Raw genomic sequence first — 23,644 nt, forward strand, 5'->3', positions numbered from 1 at the left:
ACTTCTACCTTTGCTTAAAGCGACGAGTATTTCTTGCGCAGACGCTGACGAATCAGTTCTGCCAGGGTGTTCATGACGAAGGTGAACAACAGCAACACCAGCGCCGAGAGGAACAGCACGCGATAGTGGCTGCCGCCGACTTCCGACTCGGGCATTTCCACCGCGACGTTGGCGGCCAGGGTACGCAAGCCTTCGAACAGGTTCATTTCCATGACCGGGGTGTTACCGGTGGCCATCAGCACGATCATGGTTTCGCCGACCGCACGGCCCATGCCGATCATCAGCGCCGAGAAGATCCCCGGACTGGCGGTCAGGATCACCACGCGGGTCATGGTCTGCCACGGTGTGGCACCGAGGGCCAGCGAGCCGAGGGTCAGGCCGCGCGGCACACTGAACACGGCGTCTTCAGCAATCGAGTAGATGTTCGGGATCACCGCAAAGCCCATGGCCAGACCTACCACCAAGGCGTTGCGCTGGTCGTAGGTGATGCCCAGGTCGTGGGAGATCCACATGCGCATGTCACCGCCAAAGAACCAGTTCTCCATGAACGGGCTCATGTACAGCGACAGCCAGCCCACAAACAGAATCACTGGAATCAGCAGCGCACTTTCCCAGCCATCCGGGACTTTCAGGCGGATCGATTCAGGCAGACGGCTGAAGGTGAAACCAGCGACCAGAATGCCGATCGGCAGCAACATCAAAAGACTGAAGATGCCCGGCAGATGCCCTTCGACATACGGCGCGAGGAACAAGCCAGCGAAGAAGCCGAGGATCACCGTCGGCATCGCTTCCATCAACTCGATCACCGGTTTGACCTTGCGGCGCATGCCTGGGGCCATGAAGTACGCGGTGTAGATCGCAGCAGCGACGGCCAGTGGCGCGGCCAGCAGCATCGCGTAGAACGCGGCTTTCAGGGTGCCGAAGGTCAGTGGCGAGAGGCTCAGTTTCGGTTCGAAATCGGTATTGGCCGCCGTCGATTGCCAGACGTATTTAGGTTCGTCGTAGTTCTCGTACCAGACCTTGCTCCACAGCGCGCTCCACGATACTTCCGGGTGCGGGTTGTCGAGCAGCAACGGTTGCAGCTTGCCGTCGGCTTCGACGATCACGCGGTTGGCGCGTGGCGACAGACCGAACAGGCCTTGGCCTTCGACCACCTGATCGACGAGCAAGGTGCGGTGCGCGGTGCTGTGGAACACGCCGAGCTTGCCGCTGGCATCCAGCGCGAGGAAGCCTTTGCGACGTTCTTCGGCGGAGATTTCAACAATCGGCGTGCTGCCCATCTGGAAGGTGCGGATCTGCTTCAGGCGCAACTCACCGTCGGTGTCGCGGGCCATGAACCACTGCGCCAGACCACCCTTGGAGTCGCCGACGATCAGCGAAATACCACCGACCAGTTGCGCGGTCGCAGTGACTTCGGCATCAGCGTTTTCCAGCAGTTTGTAGCGACCATTGAGGCTCTTGTCGCGCAGGCTGAACACGTCAGCCTGAGCGCGACCGTTGACCACGTACAGCCACTGTTGGCGCGGGTCGACGAAGATGTTTTTCACCGGCTCGGTCATCTGCGGCAGATCGATACGCTTCTGCTCGTTGGTGACTTCGCCGGTCATCATGTTTTCTTCGCTGGTCAGCGACAGCACATTGAGTTGCGAGCCGGTCGAGCCGACCAGCATCAGGGTCGTGTCGGAGGCGTTGAGGCTGACATGCTCAAGCGCGCCGCCGGCTTCGTTCAGCGCGATTGGTGCCTCGCCGTACGGGTATTCGATGGCCGGGCTGATGGTTTTCTTGCCATCGGGGTAGCTGACTTTATAGGTGTGACGGAACACCAGCGCCTGGCCGTTGGACAGGCCCACGGCCACCAGCGGATGGCCCGGCTGGTCTTCACCAATGGAGGTCACGGTGGCGCCGACGGGTACCGGCAGATCGACGCGCTTCAGTTCAGCGCCACTGTCGATATCAAAGAACAATGCCTGACCTTTGTCGGAAACACGCATGGCCACCTGATTCTGCTCTTCGAGCGAAATCATCAGCGGCTTGCCGGCGTCCTGCATCCAGGCCGGGGTGATCGAGTCTTTCGCGGTCAGGTCGGCACCCTGGAACAGCGGCGCAACCACGTAGGCGAGGAAGAAAAAGATCAGGGTAATGGCTGCCAGCACCGCGAGACCGCCAACGAGGACGTACCAGCGAGTGAAGCGATCCTTGAGCGCGCGAATGCGGCGCTTGCGTTGCAGCTCAGGCGTATTGAAATCAATGCGCTTGGGAGGATTAGTAGTCATTTGGGAATTGGCCAGATCATTCATGCGCTCACCCTAGCGATCCTGTATGACAGAAAGATGACAATGCAGTGACGCAGCAAATCCACCGCCAGCGGGACTGGCAGAGGATCAAAAATTTGAGGTGTGGAAAAGGCCGGCCTGCGTGCAGATCCGGCCTTTTACCTGAGTCCGGTGGGGTTCACCCTGGACTCAATTTGTTACTTCTTTGCGACAGCGCCGCCTTCCTGCAGACCCAGGTCAGCCAGTGCTTTTGCAGCAACCTTGGCTGGCAGTGGGATGTAACCGTCTTTCACCACAACTTCCTGGCCCTGTTTCGACAGCACCAGTTTCACGAACTCGGCTTCCAGCGGAGCCAGAGGCTTGTTCGGGGCTTTGTTGACGTAAACGTAGAGGAAGCGCGACAGCGGGTACTTGCCGTTCAGGGCGTTTTCTTCGGTGTCTTCGATGAAGTCAGTGCTGCCTTTCTTGGCCAATGGCACGGTTTTCACGCTGGCGGTCTTGTAACCGATACCCGAGTAACCGATGCCGTTCAGCGAAGAGCTGATCGACTGCACGACCGAAGCGGAACCTGGTTGTTCGTTGACGTTCGGTTTGTAGTCGCCTTTGCACAGGGCTTCTTCTTTGAAGTAGCCGTAGGTGCCGGATACCGAGTTACGGCCGAACAGCTGAACCGGCTTGTTGGCCAGGTCGCCGGTCACACCCAGTTCGCCCCAGGTTTTCACATCGGCTTTGGCGCCGCACAGACGGGTCGACGAGAAGATCGCGTCAACCTGTTCCATGGTCAGGTGCTGGATCGGGTTGTCCTTGTGCACGAATACAGCCAGGGCATCCACGGCAACCGGGATAGCGGTTGGCTTGTAGCCGTACTTCTGCTCGAAGGCCGCCAGTTCGGTGTCCTTCATCTTGCGGCTCATCGGGCCCAGGTTGGAGGTGCCTTCAGTCAGCGCAGGTGGCGCAGTGGCGGAGCCAGCGGCCTGAATCTGGATGTTGACGTTCGGGTATTCTTTTTTGTAGTTCTCAGCCCAGAGGGTCATGAGGTTGGCCAGGGTATCGGAGCCGACGCTGGACAGGTTGCCCGACACACCAGTGGTCTTGGTGTAGCTCGGGATAGCAGGGTCAACAGCGGCAACCGCGTTGGCAGTCGCAACGCCAGCAGCGACAAAAGTCATTGCCGCCATCAAACGCTTCAGTTTCATGCCTTACTCCTAGCAGATAGGGTGTGTTAAGTCGGGGCCAAGTATCAGCAGGCCGTGTGAACACTCTATGGCTGAAATATGACAATTGGATGAAAGGCCATTATTCGGGTTTTTGCAGGATGATTCGTGTTGCCCCCATCGCGAGCAGGCTCACTCCTACACTTGAAATGCGTTCCAAATGTAGGAGTGAGCCTGCTCGCGATGGCGTCAGAACATCTGATGCAGAATCCTGGATCAGCGCCCCTTCTTCCACAGCCACGCCCCGACCAGAATCCCCATCGCGCACAGCACCGCTACATAGTAGGCAGGCCCCATCGCGCTTTCTTTCAGCAACAGACTGACCACCATCGGCGTCAACCCGCCGAAGATCGCGTAAGCCACGTTGTACGAGAACGACAACCCGCTGAAGCGCACCACCGGCGGGAAGGCCTTAACCATCACATATGGCACCGCACCAATGGTGCCGACCAGAAAACCGGTCAATGCGTACAGCGGGAACAGCCAGTTCGGGTGATCGGCGAGGCTGTGATAGAAGGTCCAGGAGCTGATCAGCAACCCCAGGCAACCGAACACAAATACGCGGCCGGCACCAAAGCGATCCGCCAGTGCGCCGGAAATGACGCAGCCGATGCTCAGAAAGACGATCGCCAGACTGTTTGACTGCAGCGACTCGGTCGGCGTGAAGTGATAGACCGTTTGCAGCACGGTCGGGGTCATCAGAATGACCACGACGATGCCAGCGGAAAGCAGCCAGGTGAGCAGCATCGAGATCGCAATCGCCCCGCGATGATCACGCAGCACGGCGCGCAGTGGCACTTCTTCTGCCAAGGCTTTACGCAGTTGCAACTCGGCGAACACAGGGGTTTCGTGCAACCAGCGGCGCAGGTAGACCGAGAACAGGCCGAATACGCCGCCCAGCAGAAATGGAATCCGCCAGGCGTAATCAGAAACTTCCGCCGGCGTATAAATGCTGTTGATTGCCGTGGCCACCAGCGAGCCGAGCAGAATACCGGCGGTCAGGCCACTGGTGAGCGTGCCGCAGGCGTAGCCCATGTGTTTTTGCGGTACGTGTTCGGAAACGAAGACCCAGGCGCCCGGCACTTCACCGCCAATCGCCGCGCCTTGAATTACGCGCATCAATAGAAGAAGGATCGGCGCCCACATGCCGATCTGTGCATACGTTGGCAGCAGACCCATGATCAGGGTCGGCACGGCCATCATGAAAATGCTCAGAGTGAACATCTTCTTGCGCCCCAGCAGATCGCCGAAGTGCGCCATGACGATGCCGCCCAGCGGCCGAGCCAGATAGCCGGCGGCAAAGATGCCGAAGGTCTGCATCAGGCGCAGCCACTCGGGCATGTCGGCCGGGAAGAACAGCTTGCCGACCACGGTGGCGAAGAAAACGAAGATGATGAAATCGTAGAACTCCAGCGCGCCACCGAGGGCAGACAGCGACAGAGTCTTGTAGTCATTGCGGGTCAACGGTCGTGCGGGTTGCTCGGGCTGCGCGAGGCTCGAAGGCGCTGTGGTCATGGCAAGGGCTTCTCTTATAGTCGGATCTGCCGCCACAACAACGCTGGCGGTGGCTTGGGCAGGTTCGGCACCATAGCAAATTGTTCGAAAAAGCACATAGAGGCGCGTATTTGACGGTCGAAATGAGAACCGGACGGTCGTCGCGGAGTCTACCGACCGATATACTCGCAACCTGCTCCGGTTTGTAAGGGGTTGCTGTGCGAAAACGTCGTTGGCCCGGCCTTTGCTCGGGATTAGCCGGTTTCGCAGAGTTTCTCCTTCAGGCGCCTTATGGAAAACGTGACGAACGTAGTATGTTCGGTGCTGAATCGTTTTTCCTGAAGACGGCTACCACCAGCAATACCAACAAGAGTCACGGGTCAGAGGCACCCCCGGCATGATAGAGCTCGAACAAGAAGATCCGATCCCGCAAGGCGACCTGGCCTTGCAAATCACCGCACTCCCGCGCGAAACCAACGGCTTTGGCGATATTTTCGGCGGCTGGCTGGTAGCGCAGATGGATTTGGCCGGCACCGCAATGGCCAGCCGTGTCGCCGGTGGCCGCGTCGCCACCGTGGCCATCGACCGCATGGCGTTCCTTGTGCCTGTGGCAGTCGGCGCGCAATTGTCCTTTTATACCCAGACCCTGGAAATCGGCCGCAGCTCGATCCAGATGATGGTCGAAGTGTGGAGCGACGACCCGCTGTCCAGCGAGTGGCGTAAAGTGACCGAAGCCGTGTTTGTCTTCGTCGCCATCGACGGCAGCGGCCGCACTCGCTCGGTTCCGCCACGCGCGCGTTAAACCTGGCGGCCGTTTTACGGTCGATAATCGTCCCAAGTGTCTGATCGAGAGCTGTCCCATGAACACGCCCAACGTTGAAGCGGTGAAACTGGATGAACTGAACTGCTGGCGCATCCGCCACGGTCAGGCCGAAGTGCTGGTGGCCCAGCAAGGCGCGCACATCCTCAGTTATCAGATCGATGGGCAACCACCGATCATCTGGCTCAACGACAAGGCCGACTTCAAGACTGGCAAAAGCATTCGCGCCGGTGTGCCGGTGTGCTGGCCGTGGTTCGGCAAGTTCGAACGCAACCCGCAGAGCGTGCAGGCCATGTACACCGGTGCGCAACCGGCGCCCGCGCACGGTCTGGTGCGGGCGATGGATTGGCAACTGGGCGGCATCGAATCAGAGGCTGACGGCATCAAGGTCGAGTTCAAACTGCCCTACCCCGAGGGTGGCCTGCCGGGCTGGCCGCATCAGGTCGATCTGACCCTGACCCTGCATTTGTCCGAGCAACTGAGCTTCAGCCTCACCAGCCACAACCGCGGCAGTGAAACCGTCAGCCTGAGTCAGGCGCTGCACACTTATTTCGCGGTCAGTGATGTGCGCCATGTGCACGTCGACGGTGTCGATGGTTTGAATTACATCGAAACGCTGGATGACTGGAAAACCAACAGTCAGCAAGGCGATCTGCATTTTGCCGGTGAGACCGACCGCATCTACCTCGATGCGCCGCCACAGCTGAGCATTGTCGATCCAACGTGGGAACGACGCATTGTGCTGACGGCTACCGGCTCACGCACGGCGGTGATCTGGAACCCGTGGATCGATCGCGCGGCGGCATTGGCCGACATGGACAACGATGGCTGGCAGCGCATGTTGTGCATCGAGACGGCGAACGTGATGGATGACATCGTCACGCTCGCACCAGGGGCGAGCCATACCATGGGTGTTAGCGTCGACAGCAAAGCGCTTTAAGATCAAAAGATCGCAGCCTGCGGCAGCTCCTACATTGGAATGCATTTCCCTGTAGGAGCTGCCGCAGGCTGCGATCTTTTGCTTTAGAGATCAGACTCCTGCACCACCCGCACTTTGTCCGCTTCCAGCGCATACGCCGCGTCCGCCAGGTCATTGCTGACCTTCTCGACTTTCAGCGTGCCGGTCACCCACAGCGGCGTGTAGATATCGTCCAGTTTCAAACCCTTCGGATACCGCACCAGCACCAGTTGATTTGGCGGCGGTGGCGGCACGTGGATGCACGCGCCCGGGTACGGCACGAGGAAGAACAGCGTGCTGCGGCCCTTGGCGTCGGACTCCAGCGGCACCGGATAACCACCAATGCGGATGTGTTTGTCGTTCATCGACGCCACGGTTTTGGTCGAATACATCACCGCCGGCAGACCTTTGGCCTGTTTCATCCCGCCCTTCTCGGTGAAGGTGCCGGTGGCTTCCGGGGAGTTGTGGTCGATTTCAGGCATGGCCTCGAGGGCCTTTTGGTCCGACTTGGGCATCAGTTCGAGCCAGTCGGTTTCCGGCAGTTCGCCGGCGTGGGCCAAACCGCTGCCCAGGAAGAGGAGAGTCAACAGAAGACGGCGCATGAAAGTGCTCGGTATAGAAAGGAAGGAACAGTGAATCGCCGAGCATTCTAGCCCTCCCGGCCACTTTGGCAGAGAGGGCTTTGTCGCTTTGGATCAGTTCTTTTTGATCAGGCCGTAGATCACCAGCAACACGATTGCGCCAACCAGTGCGCCGATGAAACCTGCGCCCTCGCCCGCGTGGTAGATGCCCAGAGCCTGGCCGCCGTAAGTGGCCGCCAGCGAACCGCCGATACCGAGCAGGATGGTCATGATCCAGCCCATGCTGTCATCGCCCGGTTTCAGGAACCGTGCCAGCAGGCCGACGATCAAGCCGATAAAGATGGTTCCGATAATTCCCATGGCAATTCCCTCTCAAAGATAGATATGCGAAGCCTAGTCAGACTTTGGCATCCTGCCATGAGAGAACGGCGGCCCCTGAATGGTTCCGCCGCTGCCACATGAAACTGTTTTACTCGGCGATCAGCGCTTCGACCTTGACGATCTGAGCCTGCAGCGTGGCCATGTCGGCGCAGCGCAGATTGGCGTGACCGACCTTGCGCCCGGCCTTGAAGGCTTTGCCGTAGTGATGCAGGTGGCAATCGTCGATGGCGATGACCTTCTCAACCGGCGGAACGACGCCGATGAAGTTGAGCATTGCGCTCTCGCCAACCTTGGCCGTCGAACCCAACGGCAGGCCGGCAACGGCGCGCAGGTGGTTTTCGAACTGGCTGCACTCGGCGCCTTCGGTGGTCCAGTGCCCGGAGTTGTGCACACGTGGGGCGATTTCGTTGGCCTTGAGGCCACCGTCGACTTCAAAGAACTCGAACGCCATGACGCCGACGTAGTCGAGTTGCTTGAGCACCCGGCTCGAGTAGTCTTCGGCCAACGCCTGCAACGGGTGATCGGTGCTGGCCACCGACAGCTTGAGGATGCCGCTGTCGTGGGTGTTGTGTACCAACGGATAGAACCTGGTTTCGCCATCGCGGGCACGCACGGCGATCAGCGAGACCTCACCGGTGAACGGCACAAAGCCTTCCAGCAGGCAGGACACGCTGCCCAGTTCGGCGAAAGTACCTACCACGTCTTCCGGCTTGCGCAGGACTTTCTGGCCCTTGCCGTCATAACCCAGGGTACGGGTTTTCAGCACGGCCGGCAGACCGATCGAAGCCACGGCAGCATCCAGATCGGCTTGCGATTGAATGTCGGCGAAGGCCGGCGTCGGGATGCCCAGGTCCTTGAACATGCTCTTTTCGAACCAGCGATCACGAGCGATGCGCAGGGCTTCGGCGCTCGGATAAACCGGCACAAACTGCGAGAGGAATGCCACGGTTTCGGCCGGGACGCTTTCGAACTCGAAGGTCACCAGATCGACTTCATCGGCCAGTTGGCGCAGATGATCCTGATCGCCGTAATCGGCCCGCAGGTGTTCGCCCAGCGCGGCCGCACAGGCGTCCGGCGCAGGGTCGAGGAAAGCGAAGTTCATGCCCAGCGGAGTGCCCGCCAGGGCCAACATGCGACCCAACTGGCCGCCACCGATTACACCGATCTTCATCTCAACAACCTCAGGCAATACGTGGGTCTGGATTGTCCAGGACGCTGTCTGTCTGCTCGGCACGGAAGGTTTTCAGTACCGCGTGGAACTGTGGATGCTTGGCGCCGAGGATGCTCGCCGAGAGCAGCGCGGCGTTGATCGCACCGGCCTTGCCGATGGCCAGGGTGGCGACCGGAATGCCCGCTGGCATCTGCACGATCGACAGCAGCGAGTCGACGCCCGAGAGCATGGCCGACTGCACTGGCACGCCCAGCACCGGCAGGTGGGTCTTGGCCGCACACATGCCTGGCAAGTGGGCTGCGCCACCGGCACCGGCGATAATCACCTCGATGCCGCGGCCTTCAGCCTCTTCGGCGTACTGGAACAGCAGATCCGGGGTGCGATGGGCAGAGACCACCTTGACCTCGTACGGGATGCCGAGCTTTTCCAGCATATCGGCGGTGTGGCTAAGGGTGGACCAATCGGACTTGGAGCCCATGATCACGCCAACCAGTGCACTCATCGTCGCGCCTCTTCTCTCTGGAGCGCCCGCAGGCGCGTCATAAAACAACAAGCCACGCAGGTTGCGTGGCTTGATTGTACGAAAAATGGCCGGACGTGCCGGCCGAAGGCCGCGCAGTATACCGCAAAGAAAGCAATAAACAGCCCCCGAAACGACCATCTGTCAAATGAGCGAAAGGCCCGGTTTTATTGACCTGAAGGTCAGCGCCGCAACACCACAAATCCCTGTAGGAGTGAGCCTGCTCGCGATGGCGGTGTGTCAGTCACATCATCGTTGAATGTGCAGACGCTATCGCGAGCAGGCTCACTCCTACAAGGGGTCCGCGTAGGGTCAGGAAGCTTGCGCGGCGCCGCCTTCAAGCTTGCGCCACAACAATCGCACGTTGGCTTTGCGTACCAAGGCGCAGCGGTAGAGGCGAATCTCCAGCGGCACATGCCATTGCGGGCCGCCGCAGACCACCAGTTCGCCACGCGCCAGCTCGGCCCGCACGCTCAGTTGCGGCACCCAGGCAATGCCGAGTCCTTCCAGCGCCATGCTCTTCAAGCTGTCAGCCATCGCGGTTTCGTAAATAGTGGTGAAGCGCAACTGACGCTGACGCAGCAAGCCATTCACCGAACGCCCGAGAAACGCCCCGGCGCTATAAGCCAGCAACGGCACGCTCGCTTCTCCTTCCAGATCGAACAGCGGCTTGCCCTCCGCATCCGCCGCACACACCGGCAGCATCTCGGTCTGGCCCAAATGCAGCGAGGGGAAAATCTCCGGGTCCATCTGCATCGCCGCGTCCGGGTCATAGAACGCCAGCATCAGATCGCAGCCGCCTTCACGCAACGCATGCACCGCGTCACCCACGTTAGTTGCGACCAGCCGAGTGGCGATGTTCAAGCCTTCATTACGCAGTTGCGCGATCCAGCGCGGGAAGAAACCCAGCGCCAGCGAGTGAGCGGCAGCGACTTGCATCACTTCGCCCTGCCCGCCTTCCAGATGATGCAAATGACGCAGCACTTCACCGAGCTGTTCGACCACGGTGCGTGCGGTCACCAGAAACAGCTGCCCCGCCGCCGTCAGCTCGATCGGCGTGCGCGAGCGGTTGACCAGGGTCAGCCCCAATGCGGCTTCCAGACTGCGGATCCGCCGACTGAACGCCGGCTGAGTCACGAAGCGCCGTTCGGCTGCCTGCGAGAAGCTGCGGGTGGCGGCCAGAGCACTGAAGTCCTCGAGCCATTTGCTTTCCAGATTCATCACGTCCTCCCGGACACGCACCAAAACAGGTCACACGTCTGCCGCACACGCGGCGTCACACGGGCATTATGCCGAATGTGCATAGGGCAGTGCTTAACAGCATTGGCCCAAAATTTCCCACAAGCCTAGCATTCGCAGCGTTCCGGCACAGACCGGGTCCATATCGAGATGATTTCTATCATGTCCTCCGCTGCATCTTTCCGCACAGAAAACGACCTGCTTGGCGCCCTCGAAGTACCGGCTCAAGCGTATTACGGCATCCAGACCCTGCGAGCGGTGAACAACTTCCGCCTCTCGGGCGTTCCGATTTCGCATTACCCGAAACTGGTTGTCGGCCTGGCAATGGTCAAACAGGCCGCTGCTGACGCCAACCGCGAGTTGGGTCACCTGAGCGAAGCCAAGCACGCTGCCATCAGCGAAGCCTGTGCCCGATTGATCCGCGGTGATTTCCACGAAGAGTTCGTGGTCGACATGATTCAAGGTGGCGCCGGTACTTCCACCAACATGAACGCCAACGAAGTGATCGCCAACATTGCGCTCGAAGCAATGGGTCACCAGAAAGGCGAGTACCAGTACTTGCACCCGAACGACGACGTCAACATGGCGCAGTCGACCAACGACGCTTACCCAACGGCAATCCGCCTGGGTCTGTTGCTCGGTCACGACACCTTGCTGGCCAGTCTCGACAGCCTGATTCAGGCATTCGCGGCCAAGGGCAAAGAATTCGATCACGTCCTGAAAATGGGCCGTACCCAGCTGCAAGACGCCGTGCCGATGACCCTCGGCCAGGAATTCCGTGCCTTCGCCACCACCATGGGCGAAGACTTGGCCCGTCTGAAGACGCTGGCTCCTGAACTGCTGACTGAAGTGAACCTGGGCGGCACCGCGATCGGTACCGGCATCAACGCCGACCCGCGTTATCAAGCGCTGGCGGTACAGCGTCTGGCCCTGATCAGCGGTCAACCGCTGGTTCCAGCCGCCGACCTGATCGAAGCGACTTCCGACATGGGCGCCTTCGTGCTGTTCTCCGGCATGCTCAAGCGTACTGCGGTGAAGCTGTCGAAGATCTGCAACGACTTGCGCCTGCTGTCCAGCGGCCCACGCACCGGCATCAACGAAATCAACCTGCCAGCGCGTCAGCCAGGCAGCTCGATCATGCCTGGCAAGGTCAACCCGGTCATCCCGGAAGCCGTTAACCAAGTAGCGTTCCAAGTGATCGGTAACGATCTGGCGCTGACCATGGCAGCCGAAGGCGGCCAACTGCAGCTGAACGTGATGGAACCGCTGATCGCTTTCAAGATCTTCGACTCGATCCGCCTGCTGCAACGCGCCATGGACATGCTGCGCGAGCACTGCATCGTCGGCATCACCGCCAACGAAGCGCGCTGCCGCGAACTGGTCGAGCACTCGATCGGTCTGGTCACCGCACTGAACCCGTACATCGGCTACAAAAACGCCACCCGTATCGCCGGCCTCGCCCTTGAAAGCGGCCGCGGCGTGCTGGAACTGGTGCGCGAAGAGGGTCTGCTCGACGAAGCCATGCTCGCCGACATCCTGCGCCCGGAAAACATGATTGCTCCGCGTCTGGTTCCGCTCAAAGGCTGAACCGACACGTTACTTGTAGCACCGCTCACCAGGTCGAGGGACTAGACACCTCTCACCTTTTGAGGGCTTGGGGATTTAGTCCCCAAGCCCTTTTTTTTAACTTCTTTGCGGGCAGGACGTTAAATGTTTTGTGTATTTGATACCGCCAAGATCGCAGCCTTCGGCAGCTCCTACATGGATGACGTAAACCTGTAGGAGCTGCCGAAGGCTGCGATCTTTTGATCTTGCAGCACCCTCGTTTCGTCGCTTGCACCACTACCGTGCAGACGGGCGCGCCACTGATCGGTATAGTGCCGCCCCTCTTCGCGTGAGCGGTCGTCGGTAACGAGGCCATAACCCATGCGAAACCCGAACTAATAACAAACCCGCGAAATGGACCGGGACGAAACCTTCGCCTCACCCGTCGTGCCGCGCGCACACCGGTGTAACACGATGTTTCTTCCATCCAGCATTTGCTTACACAATAAACAGCGAGGAAAAATCCATGCTCGAAGTCATTAACGACTTCCTCTCAGGGAAAGTACTGATCGTGCTCATTGTCGGGCTCGGTAGCTACTTCACGATTCGCTCGCGTTTCGTTCAATTGCGTCATTTCTTCCACATGTTCGCGGTGTTCCGCGACAGCCTCAAAGGCAGCGCCGGGCAACTCAGCTCGTTCCAGGCCCTGATGCTCAGCCTTGCCGGCCGTGTCGGTGCAGGCAACATCGCCGGTGTCGGCATCGCCGTGACCCTCGGTGGTCCAGGTGCAGTGTTCTGGATGTGGGTGACCGCTCTGGTCGGCATGTCCAGCAGCTTCTTTGAGTGCACCCTGGCCCAAGTCTACAAGCGCGCCGATGGCGACGGCTTGTACCGTGGCGGCCCGGCCTACTACATCCAGCACGGCCTGAAGCTCAAAGGCATGGCTGTAGTGTTCTCCGTCCTGCTGCTGGTCACCTACGGCTTCGCCTTCATTGGCCTGCAGTCCTACACCGTGACCCACTCGCTGCAGAACGCCTTTGAGTTCAACCCACAACACACCGGTATCGTTCTGGCAGTGCTGCTGGCCATCACCTTCATCGGCGGCATCAAGCGTATCGCCTCGGTGTCCGACCTGCTGGTACCGGTCAAGACCCTGGCCTATATCGGCGTGACCTTGTACGTGATCGGTACTCAGATCGAACACGTGCCGGCCATGCTGGAAACCATCTTCAAGAGCGCCTTCGGCCTCGACCCGGCCTTTGGTGGCCTGCTCGGCAGCGCCATCGTCATGGGCGTGAAGCGTGGCGTGTTCGCCAACGAAGCGGGTCTGGGCAGTGCGCCGAACGTCGCCGCCGTGGCCGCTGTGAAGCACCCGGGCGCGCAAGGCGTGGTTCAGGCCTTCAGCGTGTTCCTCGATACCTTCGTGATCTGCACCTGCACCGCGCTGCTGATCCTGTTGTCGGGCTTCTACACCCCGGGCTTCGAAGGTGACGGCATCGTCCTCACCCAGAACTCGCTGGCCGCTGTGGTTGGTGACTGGGGCCGTATGTTCGTCAGCGTCGCGCTGTCGCTGTTCGTCTTTACCTGCATCCTCTACAACTACTACCTGGGCGAAAACAGCCTGCAGTTCCTTACCCGCAATCGCGCTGCGCTGATGATTTTCCGCGGTCTGGTGCTGGCGCTGGTGGTATGGGGTTCGATGCAGGACCTGTCGACCGTGTTCGCCTTCGCCGACATCACCATGACCTGCCTGGCCTTCGTCAACCTGGTGGCCCTGGCCATGCTGTTCAAGGTCGGCATGCGCGTGATGCGCGACTACGACGCGCAGCGCCGCGCCGGCGTCAAACAGCCGGTGTTCGACTCGAGCAAATTTGCCGATCTGGATCTGGACCTGAAGGCCTGGCCGACCAACCCGTCTGCCGCTGCCGGCCAGACCGATGCCGAGCCGCAAGGCGTGCCTGCAGCGCAACGCTGACAGGTAAATGACGGGCGCATCCCCTGCGCCCGTCAGTTATTGTGATGCAATAACCTGTAGGAGTGAGCCTGCTCGCGATAGCGGTTCATCATTCAACATTTATGTTGGCTGAAAGACCGCTATCGCGAGCAGGCTCACTCCTACAGGAACTCATCGTTTCGGAGAATCCTATGAACCCTTCGACTTATCCCGCCGCCCAACACGTCATGGTGCTCTACACCGGTGGCACCATCGGCATGCAGGCCAGCGCCAACGGTCTGGCCCCGGCGTCCGGTTTCGAGGCGCGGATGCGCGACTACCTGCACAGCCAGCCTGAACTCGTCGTGCCGCAGTGGCGCTTCCGTGAGATGTCGCCGCTGATCGACAGCGCCAACATGACTCCGGCCTACTGGCAGCAACTGCGTGAAGCAGTGGTCGATGCCGTTGACGTGCAAGGCTGCGACAGCGTGCTGATCCTGCACGGCACCGACACCCTGGCCTACAGCGCCGCAGCGATGAGCTTCCAGTTGCTCGGCCTGCACGCCCGTGTGTGCTTCACCGGCTCCATGCTGCCGGCTGGCGTGACCGATAGTGATGCCTGGGAAAACCTCGGCGGCGCACTGGTCGCGCTCGGCCAAGGCCTGGCGCCACGCGTGCATCTGTACTTCCATGGTGAACTGCTGGACCCGACCCGTTGCGCGAAAGTGCGCAGCTTTGGCCGTCATCCGTTCAAGCGGCTGGAGCGTCAGGGCGGCGGCGTGAAAGCCACCTCGATTCCTGCGTCATTGAACTACAACCAGCCGAAACAGCTGGCCAAGGTTGGCGTGCTGCCACTGTTCCCGGGCATAGGCGCCGAGGTTGTCGATGGCCTGCTCGACAGCGGCATTCAAGGTCTGGTGCTGGAGTGCTACGGCAGTGGCACCGGACCGAGTGATAACGCCGAATTTCTCGCCAGCCTCGGCCGCGCGCGCGACAACGGCGTGGTGGTGGTGGCGGTGACGCAGTGCCATGAAGGCGGCGTCGAGCTGGATGTGTATGAAGCCGGCAGTCGGCTGCGTAGCGTCGGCGTGCTGTCGGGCGGCGGCATGACCCGTGAAGCGGCGTTCGGCAAATTGCATGGTTTGCTCGGCGCCGGCCTGGAAAACGCCGAAATACGTCGCCTGATCGAACTCGACCTGTGTGGCGAACTGAGCTGATCGCTCCGACTATCAGGATTAAAACCGCACAGCATATATATCTACCACCATCGCTCGATTGTGCCCCCCTAGCATGAAGCAACCCCGAGGCCTGGCCTCGGGAAGCTCCATCACCAATGCAGGGATGCACGATGATTTCATCCAGCTCAAGCTCCACTCCACAAGCCGTCAGCGACGCCAACCCTATTGAAACGCTGATCACTCAACTCAGTGTCGGACCCAACTTGCGCGATGTCGCGGCCGTCCTGCTGCGCCAGCATTTGCGCGAAATGTATCCCGCGCTGGATCTGGATCCCGGCAGCACAATGGTCGGCAGCCCGGCCTGGGCGCTGAACGACGACCAGATAGTGGCCGGACCTACGGCTTATCAGGCACTCACTGAAATTCTCGCCAACCAGGTCGTGCACGGCATCCCGGCCCTGTATATCGAAGGCGAGCACTTCCTTGCGCAACAACCGATCAGCGAACCTGCGGTACATTTGCCAGTGCGAATCGACGAAATCGCCAACCTGCTCAATTTGCTGGCGCCGATAATGCTCACGGCCTTCCAGGAACAGCAGCTGGCGTTCTGGAACAGCACCGGCGACAGCTCCGGGCCACGCTGGCAGGCGTTGTCCGACACCCTGCGCAAGCTCTGGAACGTCAATCAGATAAAAGGCTGGAGTGATGCTGACTGCGCGATGGCACGCGCGCTTTATCAAACACCGGCGCAAGTCGACAGAAAACCCGACGATCTCTACCAGCTCAACGCATACCTGATCGCCATCAACCTGATCGATGGCGACAACGTCAAGCATCTGAACGAAGTTTCGATGGTCGTGTTGATCGGCAAACAGAAGACCGAGACGGTCATCCTTGCCCATTCATTACTTAACGGTTACCAGAAATTCGACTCTCTGGAAAAGCTCGGAGCAACCTTGCCCGAGCATATCAGTGCCGCCGAAACCTACCGAGATGTGCAATGGCGGTTGCTCGAACCCCCTTGCAGCATTTTCGACTACCAGGCCTGTGCGTTGGTCTCCGTTCAAATCGATGTGATCGGTTCACTGGACTTCTCCGACAGTGTTCCGACTCAGGGCGAGAAACCGTTATCCACGTCGACACCTGAAGTGCATGAGTCCGCGAAGAACAAAAGCCCGGGCCTGGACTGGTTCAGAGACGCCCTTCCCGACTGGCTGAATGACGCTTCCCTGCCGGACCTGAACAACTACTCTCGCCACCTGAAAGATCTGGCCGCGCTTAACAGTCAAAACACGGGAAAGTCCTATCTGGATGGCATCCTGCCGATCAGCGAATACGCGCTGGCCGAACTGAATGCCCTGCATGCAAAAACCCTGCTCGAGCACGCGGAACAATTGCGCACCGCACCGGAACTGGAAACGGCGCTGGAGTCACTCCAGTTGCAGGTAAAAAGTCCGGTGATCTGGGGCACGTTCACCGTTCCGGGAAAGATCGACACCTACAACTTCAGCGTCGTCGATCTGGCATTGCAGAATCTGATCGCGGTTCCTCCTCTGGGCGACAAGACCCTTGTTTCAACGCGTGGCAAGACACTGCCTGCATGGCTGACCGTGGATTATCTGGAAGGTCTCGTCACCCGCGCGGACATCGGTACGACTTACCCGGCCCTGATCAAAAAACAACTGCTCGACAGCACGCCGGCGTCGGCAGCCCGGCAGGCTCTGTTTGCCCGACACTTGCGCATCCAGCTACCGTTGCTGGCCCTGCAGTGCAAGATCCGCAGTGAGGCGGGCATTGATGCGCGTGGATACCGTTACGTCATGGCCGTGCTGGAACCCGACAGTAAAAAACGTCTAGTCGAGAACCAGACCATCGTCATGCGTCCGCTGGCCTTTATCCCCAAACGCAGGACTGACGGCAGCAAGGACGAGGTCGCCAACATGTTCGTGATCGGCCCCGAGGATCCTAGCGCCGGGCCATGCCTGTTGTACCGCCCGATGCTCGACCAACCCCTGAGCCAATATCCGTCAACCAGCAATTTGCTTTACGCCATCCAGCAATCGTTCAGCCTGCGCGACTCGGTGCTGGCCTGGTTGCCGGACAACGCCCGTAGCGACTACGCCAACTATGTTTTCCCCGGCACCTTGCCGTCGCCCTGGACGGTCACCGAGTTTCTGATCGATTCCAGCAAGTTCACTGTCATGAGCGGACCGATCGGTTTGAGCTCGACAAAGCTCGACGGCGACCTCCCCAACGCGCTGTTCAAAGCCAACGCGCAGGCAATGGTCACGCTTGCCGACCGCCAGTCGGTATCCAACAGCGAAAATCGCTGGGCCAGCTTCAAGCGGGCGGGCTGGATACTGTTCAACGGCATCCTGCCGTTTCTCGGGCGCGTCGCCGGCGCTGCCACGTGGATCTGGCAAATCATGGATCAATTGCAGGCACTGAAAGAGGCCCATGAGCAAGACGACAAACCCGCGCAATGGGCAGCGCTCACCGATACGATGCTCAATCTGGCCATGGCGATCACTCTGCATATCGCCGCCCGCAGTCCAAAAAACCCACGACCCCGCCAGGAACCAGCCACTTCAAAACCGACAATAGATCCGCTGCCTTCAGTGCCGACCCGCACCCTCAAGCAACTCGCCAAGGGCGCCCCTCACGAAGTGACAGACTTGCAGCAAACACTGAACATCAGCGGAGCGGTGAATCACAAACCGACAAGCCTGAGCGTGGTGCTGAACCACTTCAAGATCGAGCGTCCACAAGGACTGGGGGCCGCCAGTACGGAAGCAGGTCTCTATCTTCATCTCTATCGCCAGGGTAAAAAATACTACGCACCCGTAGGCAAGGACTGGTACGAAGTCACCGTAGACGATAACGGCACCGTGATCATCATCGATGCGCAAACAGCCGCACGCTCAGGTCCGGCGCTTATCAGCAATCTGCGCGGAGACTGGTTCGTCGATACCCGTTTACGCTTGCTTGGCGGCGGTTCAACAAGCCTGACGCGGGCGGCTGAGGCGGAAGGGCAACGGCAGGCAGACAAACTGCGCACCCGTCTGACAGCCTTCGAAAATCGCAAGGCAACTGCGCAACAAGAACTGGAACAAGCCCATCAGACGATGAGTACGGCCACCACCGAAACGGCGGCGGCTCAGCGCGAGCAATTTCTCAAGACGCTGGAAACACAACGAGCCGCCTATGGCCAGGCCTTGAGTGATCTCCGGGCATTGCATGTGTTTTCGCCAACAGCCGACTATCAGCAAAGATCTCTCGGCTACCTCAAGGCTCAACTTGAACTCACGCATGCCGGTATTCGTGAAGCACTGACCGTGTTCACACCCAAATTGCGCAGCATCCTCGATCATCTCGAGCGTCAGGCCGAAGTCCGCGAAGATCGGCAAATTGCCGAAGCGCAACAGATGGTCGTGCTCAATCAGGACATGATTGCGCGACTCGAGAACATCCAAGCGCGGATGCAAGAACTGAAAACATTCAAAAGGGATGGCTTGCGCCTGATGCAACACACGCGCAGAACACTTCCTGCGTATTCGATCGACGACCTCAAAGCATTGCAGGTGACGCTGGCGCGCAACACGTGCCTGGCCGAGCACTCAGTGAACAGCGCCGCCGATGCCTGGCGTAACCTCGACCATATCGTCGACACCGCCGACATTGCCGTGCAGGCCTTGCGCGACACACTGGGGGAGCGCAGCGTCGCACGGCTCGACGAGCGTATCGACAGCCTCAACGACCTCATCGAGCAATTCAACGTACTCGATGAACGCCTTGCCGACTTGCATACCACCTACGCCGAACAAGTGCTCGAAGCGCCCTTTGCAAGGTTGCGCGGCCAACTCGACCAGTTCAACCGCCACGCCCAACGCAATCTGGTGCTGGTGCTTGAAGAGCGGGACACCTTGAGAACTCAGCCGGTACCACACCCACAACCGCCACGGCCGAAGAAGAAGTTTATCCACACACGCTATAACGGCGTGCTGATCGGCGAGCCACGCCTGACTGAACAGGGGCTGGAAACCGATCTGGTCGACATCAAGTCGCCTCTCACCAACAAGGTGATCGCCACATTCCATCAGAAGCCACCGGGAACCTGGGTTGAACGTTTGAGCAGCGAGTCACCCAAGATCCCGAACCCGGTACTTGAAACCAGTCTGAATAACGGGCAAACCTTGCTCGATACGCTGGCAGCGTTTACTACGCGCATGAATGAGCTCATCAAACAGCCAGGGCGCTCGCCAGTCGGCGTCGAGTTTCTGTTTCATCAACAGGCCCTGCAACTGGAACACATCAGCAGCGCCATTGAGCAGGCACTGACGGACAGCAACGCCACCGAGAGCACCCAGCGTTCGGCTGCAGTTATCAATAAAAAGCTCAGCGATGCCGTCGCAGATCTTTACCAACAGGCCAGCACGGCCTTGCTGAAAATGACCAAGGAGCAACCACCCACGCCAGCGGCTGTTCTCCGACTGCAGGAAAACAACGCGATCACTATCGCGAAGACCGTCAGCCGGCGGCGTCTCAAGGGTAGCAAGACACTCTATCTGGACGAATACACCATCACCGACCGGACTACGCGCAAAGTGCTCTGGTATGCACATTTCCTTTATTCCACCGCATGGGTGCCAAACAAAGCGTTCCTTTATGCGCGCCTCAAGACACCGCAGGAGCAGCAACTGGGGCAGGAAGCCAATAGTATTCGCGGACTGAACGGTGCACAGCGACTGGCCTACTATCGCAGCATGATCGGCCTGGATAAGGCGCAAACGTTGTTTTTCAACAGCGACTGAGTAGCCCGACCAGCCTTGCGAACGCCTGCCAACAAGCGGGCGTCTCGCGCGGCACGCTACTTGCTCGCTTCCTGCAAACCCGAACGGAGGCCCCCATGCTGCACTCCCACCTCACGACTCTCAACGCCGTTTCGCTGATACTCAACACCTTCAAGGCCGAAGGCTTGTCGAGCGACGCGCTACTGGCCGGCAGCGGCATCAGTGCGGCAGATTTGCACCGGGCCGACACACGCATCACCACCAATCAGGAGATGCAGGTCTGCGCCAATGCGGTCGCGCTCAAGCACGATATCGGCCTTGAACTGGGCCGGCGCATGCACGTTTCCTGCTACGGCATTCTCGGTTACGCGCTGCTGACCTGTGCCACCTTCGGTGACGCTTTGCGCCTGGCGATCCGATATCCGGCGTTGCTGGGAACACTTTTCGAACTGAGCCTGGAAGACGATGGCGAGCGCGTCTGGTTCGTCGCGGCGGATTATCGCGAGAGCCCGGCGATGGCGGTGTTCAATGCCGAGTTCTGTCTGGTCTCACTGAAAGTGATTTGCGACGATTTGCTTGGTCATCCCCTGCCGCTACTGGCCACACGATTCGAACACACCGCCCCCGATTACCGCGACAGCTATGCCGAACACTTCGACAGCCCTCTGCACTTCGCGACCAAGGACAACGCGTTCGCCTTCGACCGACGCTGGCTCGATCAGCCGTTGCCGCTGGCCGATGCCATCACTCACCAGGCCATGGAAGAGCGCTGCCGCAAGCAGAATCTGGAGTTCACCGGGCGTCAGGCCTGGCTCGGACGCATCCGTCGGTTACTCAGTGCGCAGTTGAACGCTGCGCCGGGCCTGGAGGGTCTGGCGCAGCAGATGAACTGTTCGCCGCGCACGTTGCGCCGTCACCTCAAGGACATGGGCAGCAGTTACCAGGAACTGCTCGATGAACTGCGCTTTGAACGGGCCAAGCAGATGCTGTGTGAGGATCAACTGCCGATTTACCGTATCGCCGAAACCCTTGGCTTCAGCGAAACCGCGAGTTTTCGCCACGCCTTCGTGCGCTGGAGCGGTGTCGCCCCCAGCCAATTCAGGGCTTGAAAGTCAAAAGATCGCAGCCTTCGGCAGCTCCTACAGGGATCGGTGCAGGAGCTGCCGAAGGCTGCGATCTTTTGATCCTCAGGGGGCGAATTGTGGTCAGTATTTTTGGCCATATCGATCCCATTTTGGCCTTTCCTGCCGTTCTCCGATTCGCTGTGCGCCGCAACACTGGGGGCAACCGAATCAGCCCTGCGGAGAACAACAAATGCTGACGATCTACTCAGACGATCACCACCTGCACCATGGCCGCTGCGAACTCATCGATGGCCAGCTCAAACCGTGCTTCGAAATGCCGTCGCGCGCCGACCACGTCTTGCAGCGCGTACAAAACCAGAACCTCGGCGCGGTCGAGGCGCCGAAGGACTTCGGACTGGAGCCCATCGCGCGCATCCACAGCCGCGACTATCTCGACTTCTTCAAGGGGGCATGGGATCGCTGGACCGAATTCAACACCGACGGTGATCTGCTGCCCTACACCTGGCCGGCACGAACCCTTCGCGCAATCAAACCGACCAGCCTGCATGGCCAGCTCGGCTATTACAGCTTCGATGGCGGCGCACCGATCACCGCCGGCACCTGGCAAGCGGCCTACAGCGCGGCGCAAGTGGCCCTCACCGCCCAGGCGGAAATCCAGCGCGGCGCACGCAGCGCTTTCGCCCTGTGCCGTCCACCGGGACACCACGCCGCCAGCGACTTGATGGGTGGTTATTGCTACCTCAACAACGCCGCCATCGCCGCACAAGCGTTCCTCGATCAGGGCCACAAAAAGGTCGCGATCCTCGACGTCGACTATCACCACGGTAACGGCACGCAGTCGATTTTCTACGAGCGCAGCGACGTGCTGTTCACCTCGATCCACGGTCACCCGGAAGCGGAATTCCCGTTCTTCCTCGGCTATGACGACGAACGCGGAGAAGGCGCCGGTGAAGGCTTCAATTTCAACTACCCGCTGCCGGCCGGTTCTGGCTGGGACGTGTGGAGCGCAGCGCTGGATCAAGCCTGCGAGGAGATCGACCGCTACGGCGCCGACATCATTGTCGTGTCGCTCGGCGTCGACACCTTCAAGGACGATCCAATCTCGCAATTCAAACTCGACAGCCCGGATTATCTGGCGATGGGCAAGCGTATTGCCGCCCTCGGCAAACCGACCCTGTTCGTCATGGAAGGCGGTTACGCTGTGGAAGAAATCGGCATCAACGCGGTAAACGTGCTGGAAGGTTTTGAGCAATGAAAACCCTCACACACCTCATCGCGCCAGCCCTGTGCGCCGCACTCCTGAGCACGGCCGCCCACGCTGAAGAACGCACGTTGCGCGTCTACAACTGGTTCGACTACATCACGCCCAAGGCACTCGAAGACTTCAAAGCGCAGAACACCCAGACCAAACTGGTCTACGACATCTTCGACACCAACGAAGCGCTGGAGGCCAAGCTGCTCACCGGCAACTCCGGCTACGACGTGGTGGTACCGTCCAACGTGTTTCTCGCCAAGCAGATCGAGGCCGGGGTATTCCAGCCGCTGGATCGCAGCAAGCTGCCGAACTGGAACCACCTCGATCCGAAACTGATGAAGCTGATCGAAGCCAACGATGCGGGCAACAAATTCGCCGTGCCGTACATGTACGGCACCATCCTGATCGGTTTCAATCCGGCGAAGGTCAAGGCGGCGCTGGGCGACAATGCGCCGGTGGACAGTTGGGACCTGATCTTCAAGGAAGAGAACATCAGCAAACTCAAGCAGTGCGGTGTCGCCCTGCTCGACTCGCCGTCGGAGATTCTGCCGCTGGCCCTGCAACACTTGGGTCTCGATCCGAACAGCAAGAAGCCGGCGGATTACGCCAAGGCTGAAGCGCTGTTGATGAAGATCCGTCCGTACGTGACTTATTTCCATTCGTCCAAGTACATGGCCGATATCGCCAACGGCGACATCTGCGTGGCAGTCGGCTATTCCGGCAGCTTCTCGCAAGCCGCCAACCGCGCCAGGGAAGCCAAGAACGGTGTGGTGGTCGATATGCGCCTGCCCAAGGAAGGTGCTCCGATCTGGTTCGACATGCTCGCGATTCCCAAGGGCGCGAAGAACACCGAGGACGCCTACACCTTCATCAACTACCTCCTGCAGCCAGCGGTGATTGCACCGGTCAGCGACTTTGTCGGTTATCCGAATCCGAACAAGGACGCCACGGAACTTGTCGACCCGGCGATCCGCAACAATCCCAACCTGTACCCGACGGATGCGGCGATGGGCACGCTGTACACCCTGCAACCGTTGCCCCGTGATGCCGAGCGGGCACGCACCCGGGCCTGGACCAAAATCAAATCAGGGACTTGAGAGCTCTGCCAGAAAAGACCCGCGCACCTGCGGGTCTTTTTTTGCCTGCGATAACTATGTACCACCTGCCGCCACGGCCACTGACCTAACGTGCTGTCGTCCGGCGCTGC

General features: G+C 59.8%; 17 protein-coding genes. 9 read left to right on the forward strand and 8 right to left on the reverse strand.

Annotated elements, in window-relative coordinates:
- Window positions 1-14: 14 nt before the first annotated feature.
- The 3 genes from AK821_RS10620 to AK821_RS10630 form a co-directional block, all read right to left on the reverse strand.
- On the reverse strand, window positions 15-2,297 hold the full coding sequence (locus AK821_RS10620) for an ABC transporter permease subunit (RefSeq protein WP_064389606.1): 2,283 nt from the start codon (window positions 2,295-2,297) through the stop codon (window positions 15-17).
- 173 nt (window positions 2,298-2,470) lie between these two features.
- Entirely contained in the window at window positions 2,471-3,469 is a 999-nt protein-coding gene (locus AK821_RS10625; protein WP_007920246.1) for a phosphate ABC transporter substrate-binding protein PstS, read from the reverse strand.
- 234 nt (window positions 3,470-3,703) lie between these two features.
- Window positions 3,704-5,002, reverse strand: a complete 1,299-nt coding sequence (locus AK821_RS10630; protein WP_064389607.1) for an MFS transporter — start codon at window positions 5,000-5,002, stop codon at window positions 3,704-3,706.
- Between the two features lie 376 nt (window positions 5,003-5,378).
- Here AK821_RS10630 and AK821_RS10635 point away from each other — a divergent pair, with 376 nt between their 5' ends.
- Together AK821_RS10635 and AK821_RS10640 are read left to right on the forward strand one after the other, a co-directional pair.
- Entirely contained in the window at window positions 5,379-5,783 is a 405-nt protein-coding gene (locus tag AK821_RS10635) for an acyl-CoA thioesterase (protein ID WP_003229628.1), read from the forward strand.
- A gap of 58 nt (window positions 5,784-5,841) precedes the next feature.
- On the forward strand, window positions 5,842-6,741 hold the full coding sequence (locus tag AK821_RS10640; protein WP_064389608.1) for a D-hexose-6-phosphate mutarotase: 900 nt from the start codon (window positions 5,842-5,844) through the stop codon (window positions 6,739-6,741).
- An 83-nt stretch (window positions 6,742-6,824) separates the two neighbouring features.
- Here AK821_RS10640 and AK821_RS10645 read toward each other — a convergent pair whose 3' ends face one another.
- The 5 genes from AK821_RS10645 to AK821_RS10665 form a co-directional block, all read right to left on the reverse strand.
- Window positions 6,825-7,361 (reverse strand): DUF3299 domain-containing protein, encoded by a 537-nt coding sequence (locus tag AK821_RS10645; protein WP_007920225.1) that lies wholly within the window; start codon window positions 7,359-7,361, stop codon window positions 6,825-6,827.
- 93 nt (window positions 7,362-7,454) lie between these two features.
- The gene (locus tag AK821_RS10650) at window positions 7,455-7,700 is read right to left on the reverse strand and encodes a GlsB/YeaQ/YmgE family stress response membrane protein (RefSeq protein ID WP_007920223.1); all 246 of its coding nucleotides are present in this window, start codon (window positions 7,698-7,700) and stop codon (window positions 7,455-7,457) included.
- Between the two features lie 109 nt (window positions 7,701-7,809).
- Entirely contained in the window at window positions 7,810-8,892 is a 1,083-nt protein-coding gene (locus tag AK821_RS10655) for a 5-(carboxyamino)imidazole ribonucleotide synthase (RefSeq protein WP_064389609.1), read from the reverse strand.
- A gap of 10 nt (window positions 8,893-8,902) precedes the next feature.
- Complete coding sequence (gene purE, locus AK821_RS10660; protein ID WP_007954291.1) at window positions 8,903-9,394, reverse strand: 5-(carboxyamino)imidazole ribonucleotide mutase; 492 nt, start codon at window positions 9,392-9,394, stop codon at window positions 8,903-8,905.
- Between the two features lie 330 nt (window positions 9,395-9,724).
- Window positions 9,725-10,633, reverse strand: a complete 909-nt coding sequence (locus AK821_RS10665; RefSeq protein WP_064116481.1) for a LysR substrate-binding domain-containing protein — start codon at window positions 10,631-10,633, stop codon at window positions 9,725-9,727.
- 180 nt (window positions 10,634-10,813) lie between these two features.
- Between AK821_RS10665 and aspA the strand changes: the two genes are divergently transcribed.
- The 7 genes from aspA (at window position 10,814) to AK821_RS10700 (ending at window position 23,534) form a co-directional block, all read left to right on the forward strand.
- Window positions 10,814-12,238, forward strand: a complete 1,425-nt coding sequence (gene aspA / locus AK821_RS10670) for an aspartate ammonia-lyase (protein WP_064389610.1) — start codon at window positions 10,814-10,816, stop codon at window positions 12,236-12,238.
- Between the two features lie 484 nt (window positions 12,239-12,722).
- Window positions 12,723-14,171 (forward strand): alanine/glycine:cation symporter family protein, encoded by a 1,449-nt coding sequence (locus tag AK821_RS10675; RefSeq protein WP_064389611.1) that lies wholly within the window; start codon window positions 12,723-12,725, stop codon window positions 14,169-14,171.
- 170 nt (window positions 14,172-14,341) lie between these two features.
- On the forward strand, window positions 14,342-15,346 hold the full coding sequence (locus AK821_RS10680; RefSeq protein WP_064389612.1) for an asparaginase: 1,005 nt from the start codon (window positions 14,342-14,344) through the stop codon (window positions 15,344-15,346).
- Between the two features lie 131 nt (window positions 15,347-15,477).
- Complete coding sequence (locus tag AK821_RS10685) at window positions 15,478-20,118, forward strand: hypothetical protein (RefSeq protein ID WP_082355431.1); 4,641 nt, start codon at window positions 15,478-15,480, stop codon at window positions 20,116-20,118.
- 95 nt (window positions 20,119-20,213) lie between these two features.
- Window positions 20,214-21,206: an AraC family transcriptional regulator gene (locus AK821_RS10690; RefSeq protein WP_064389613.1), complete on the forward strand. Its 993-nt coding sequence runs from the start codon at window positions 20,214-20,216 to the stop codon at window positions 21,204-21,206.
- A 205-nt stretch (window positions 21,207-21,411) separates the two neighbouring features.
- Window positions 21,412-22,437, forward strand: a complete 1,026-nt coding sequence (locus AK821_RS10695; RefSeq protein ID WP_064389614.1) for a histone deacetylase family protein — start codon at window positions 21,412-21,414, stop codon at window positions 22,435-22,437.
- Complete coding sequence (locus tag AK821_RS10700; RefSeq protein ID WP_064389615.1) at window positions 22,434-23,534, forward strand: polyamine ABC transporter substrate-binding protein; 1,101 nt, start codon at window positions 22,434-22,436, stop codon at window positions 23,532-23,534. The genes AK821_RS10695 and AK821_RS10700 overlap by 4 nt, the downstream gene beginning before the upstream one ends.
- Window positions 23,535-23,644 lie beyond the last annotated feature (110 nt).

The sequence above is a fragment of the Pseudomonas sp. RIT-PI-r genome, assembly GCF_001297015.1.
Lineage (GTDB): Bacteria > Pseudomonadota > Gammaproteobacteria > Pseudomonadales > Pseudomonadaceae > Aquipseudomonas.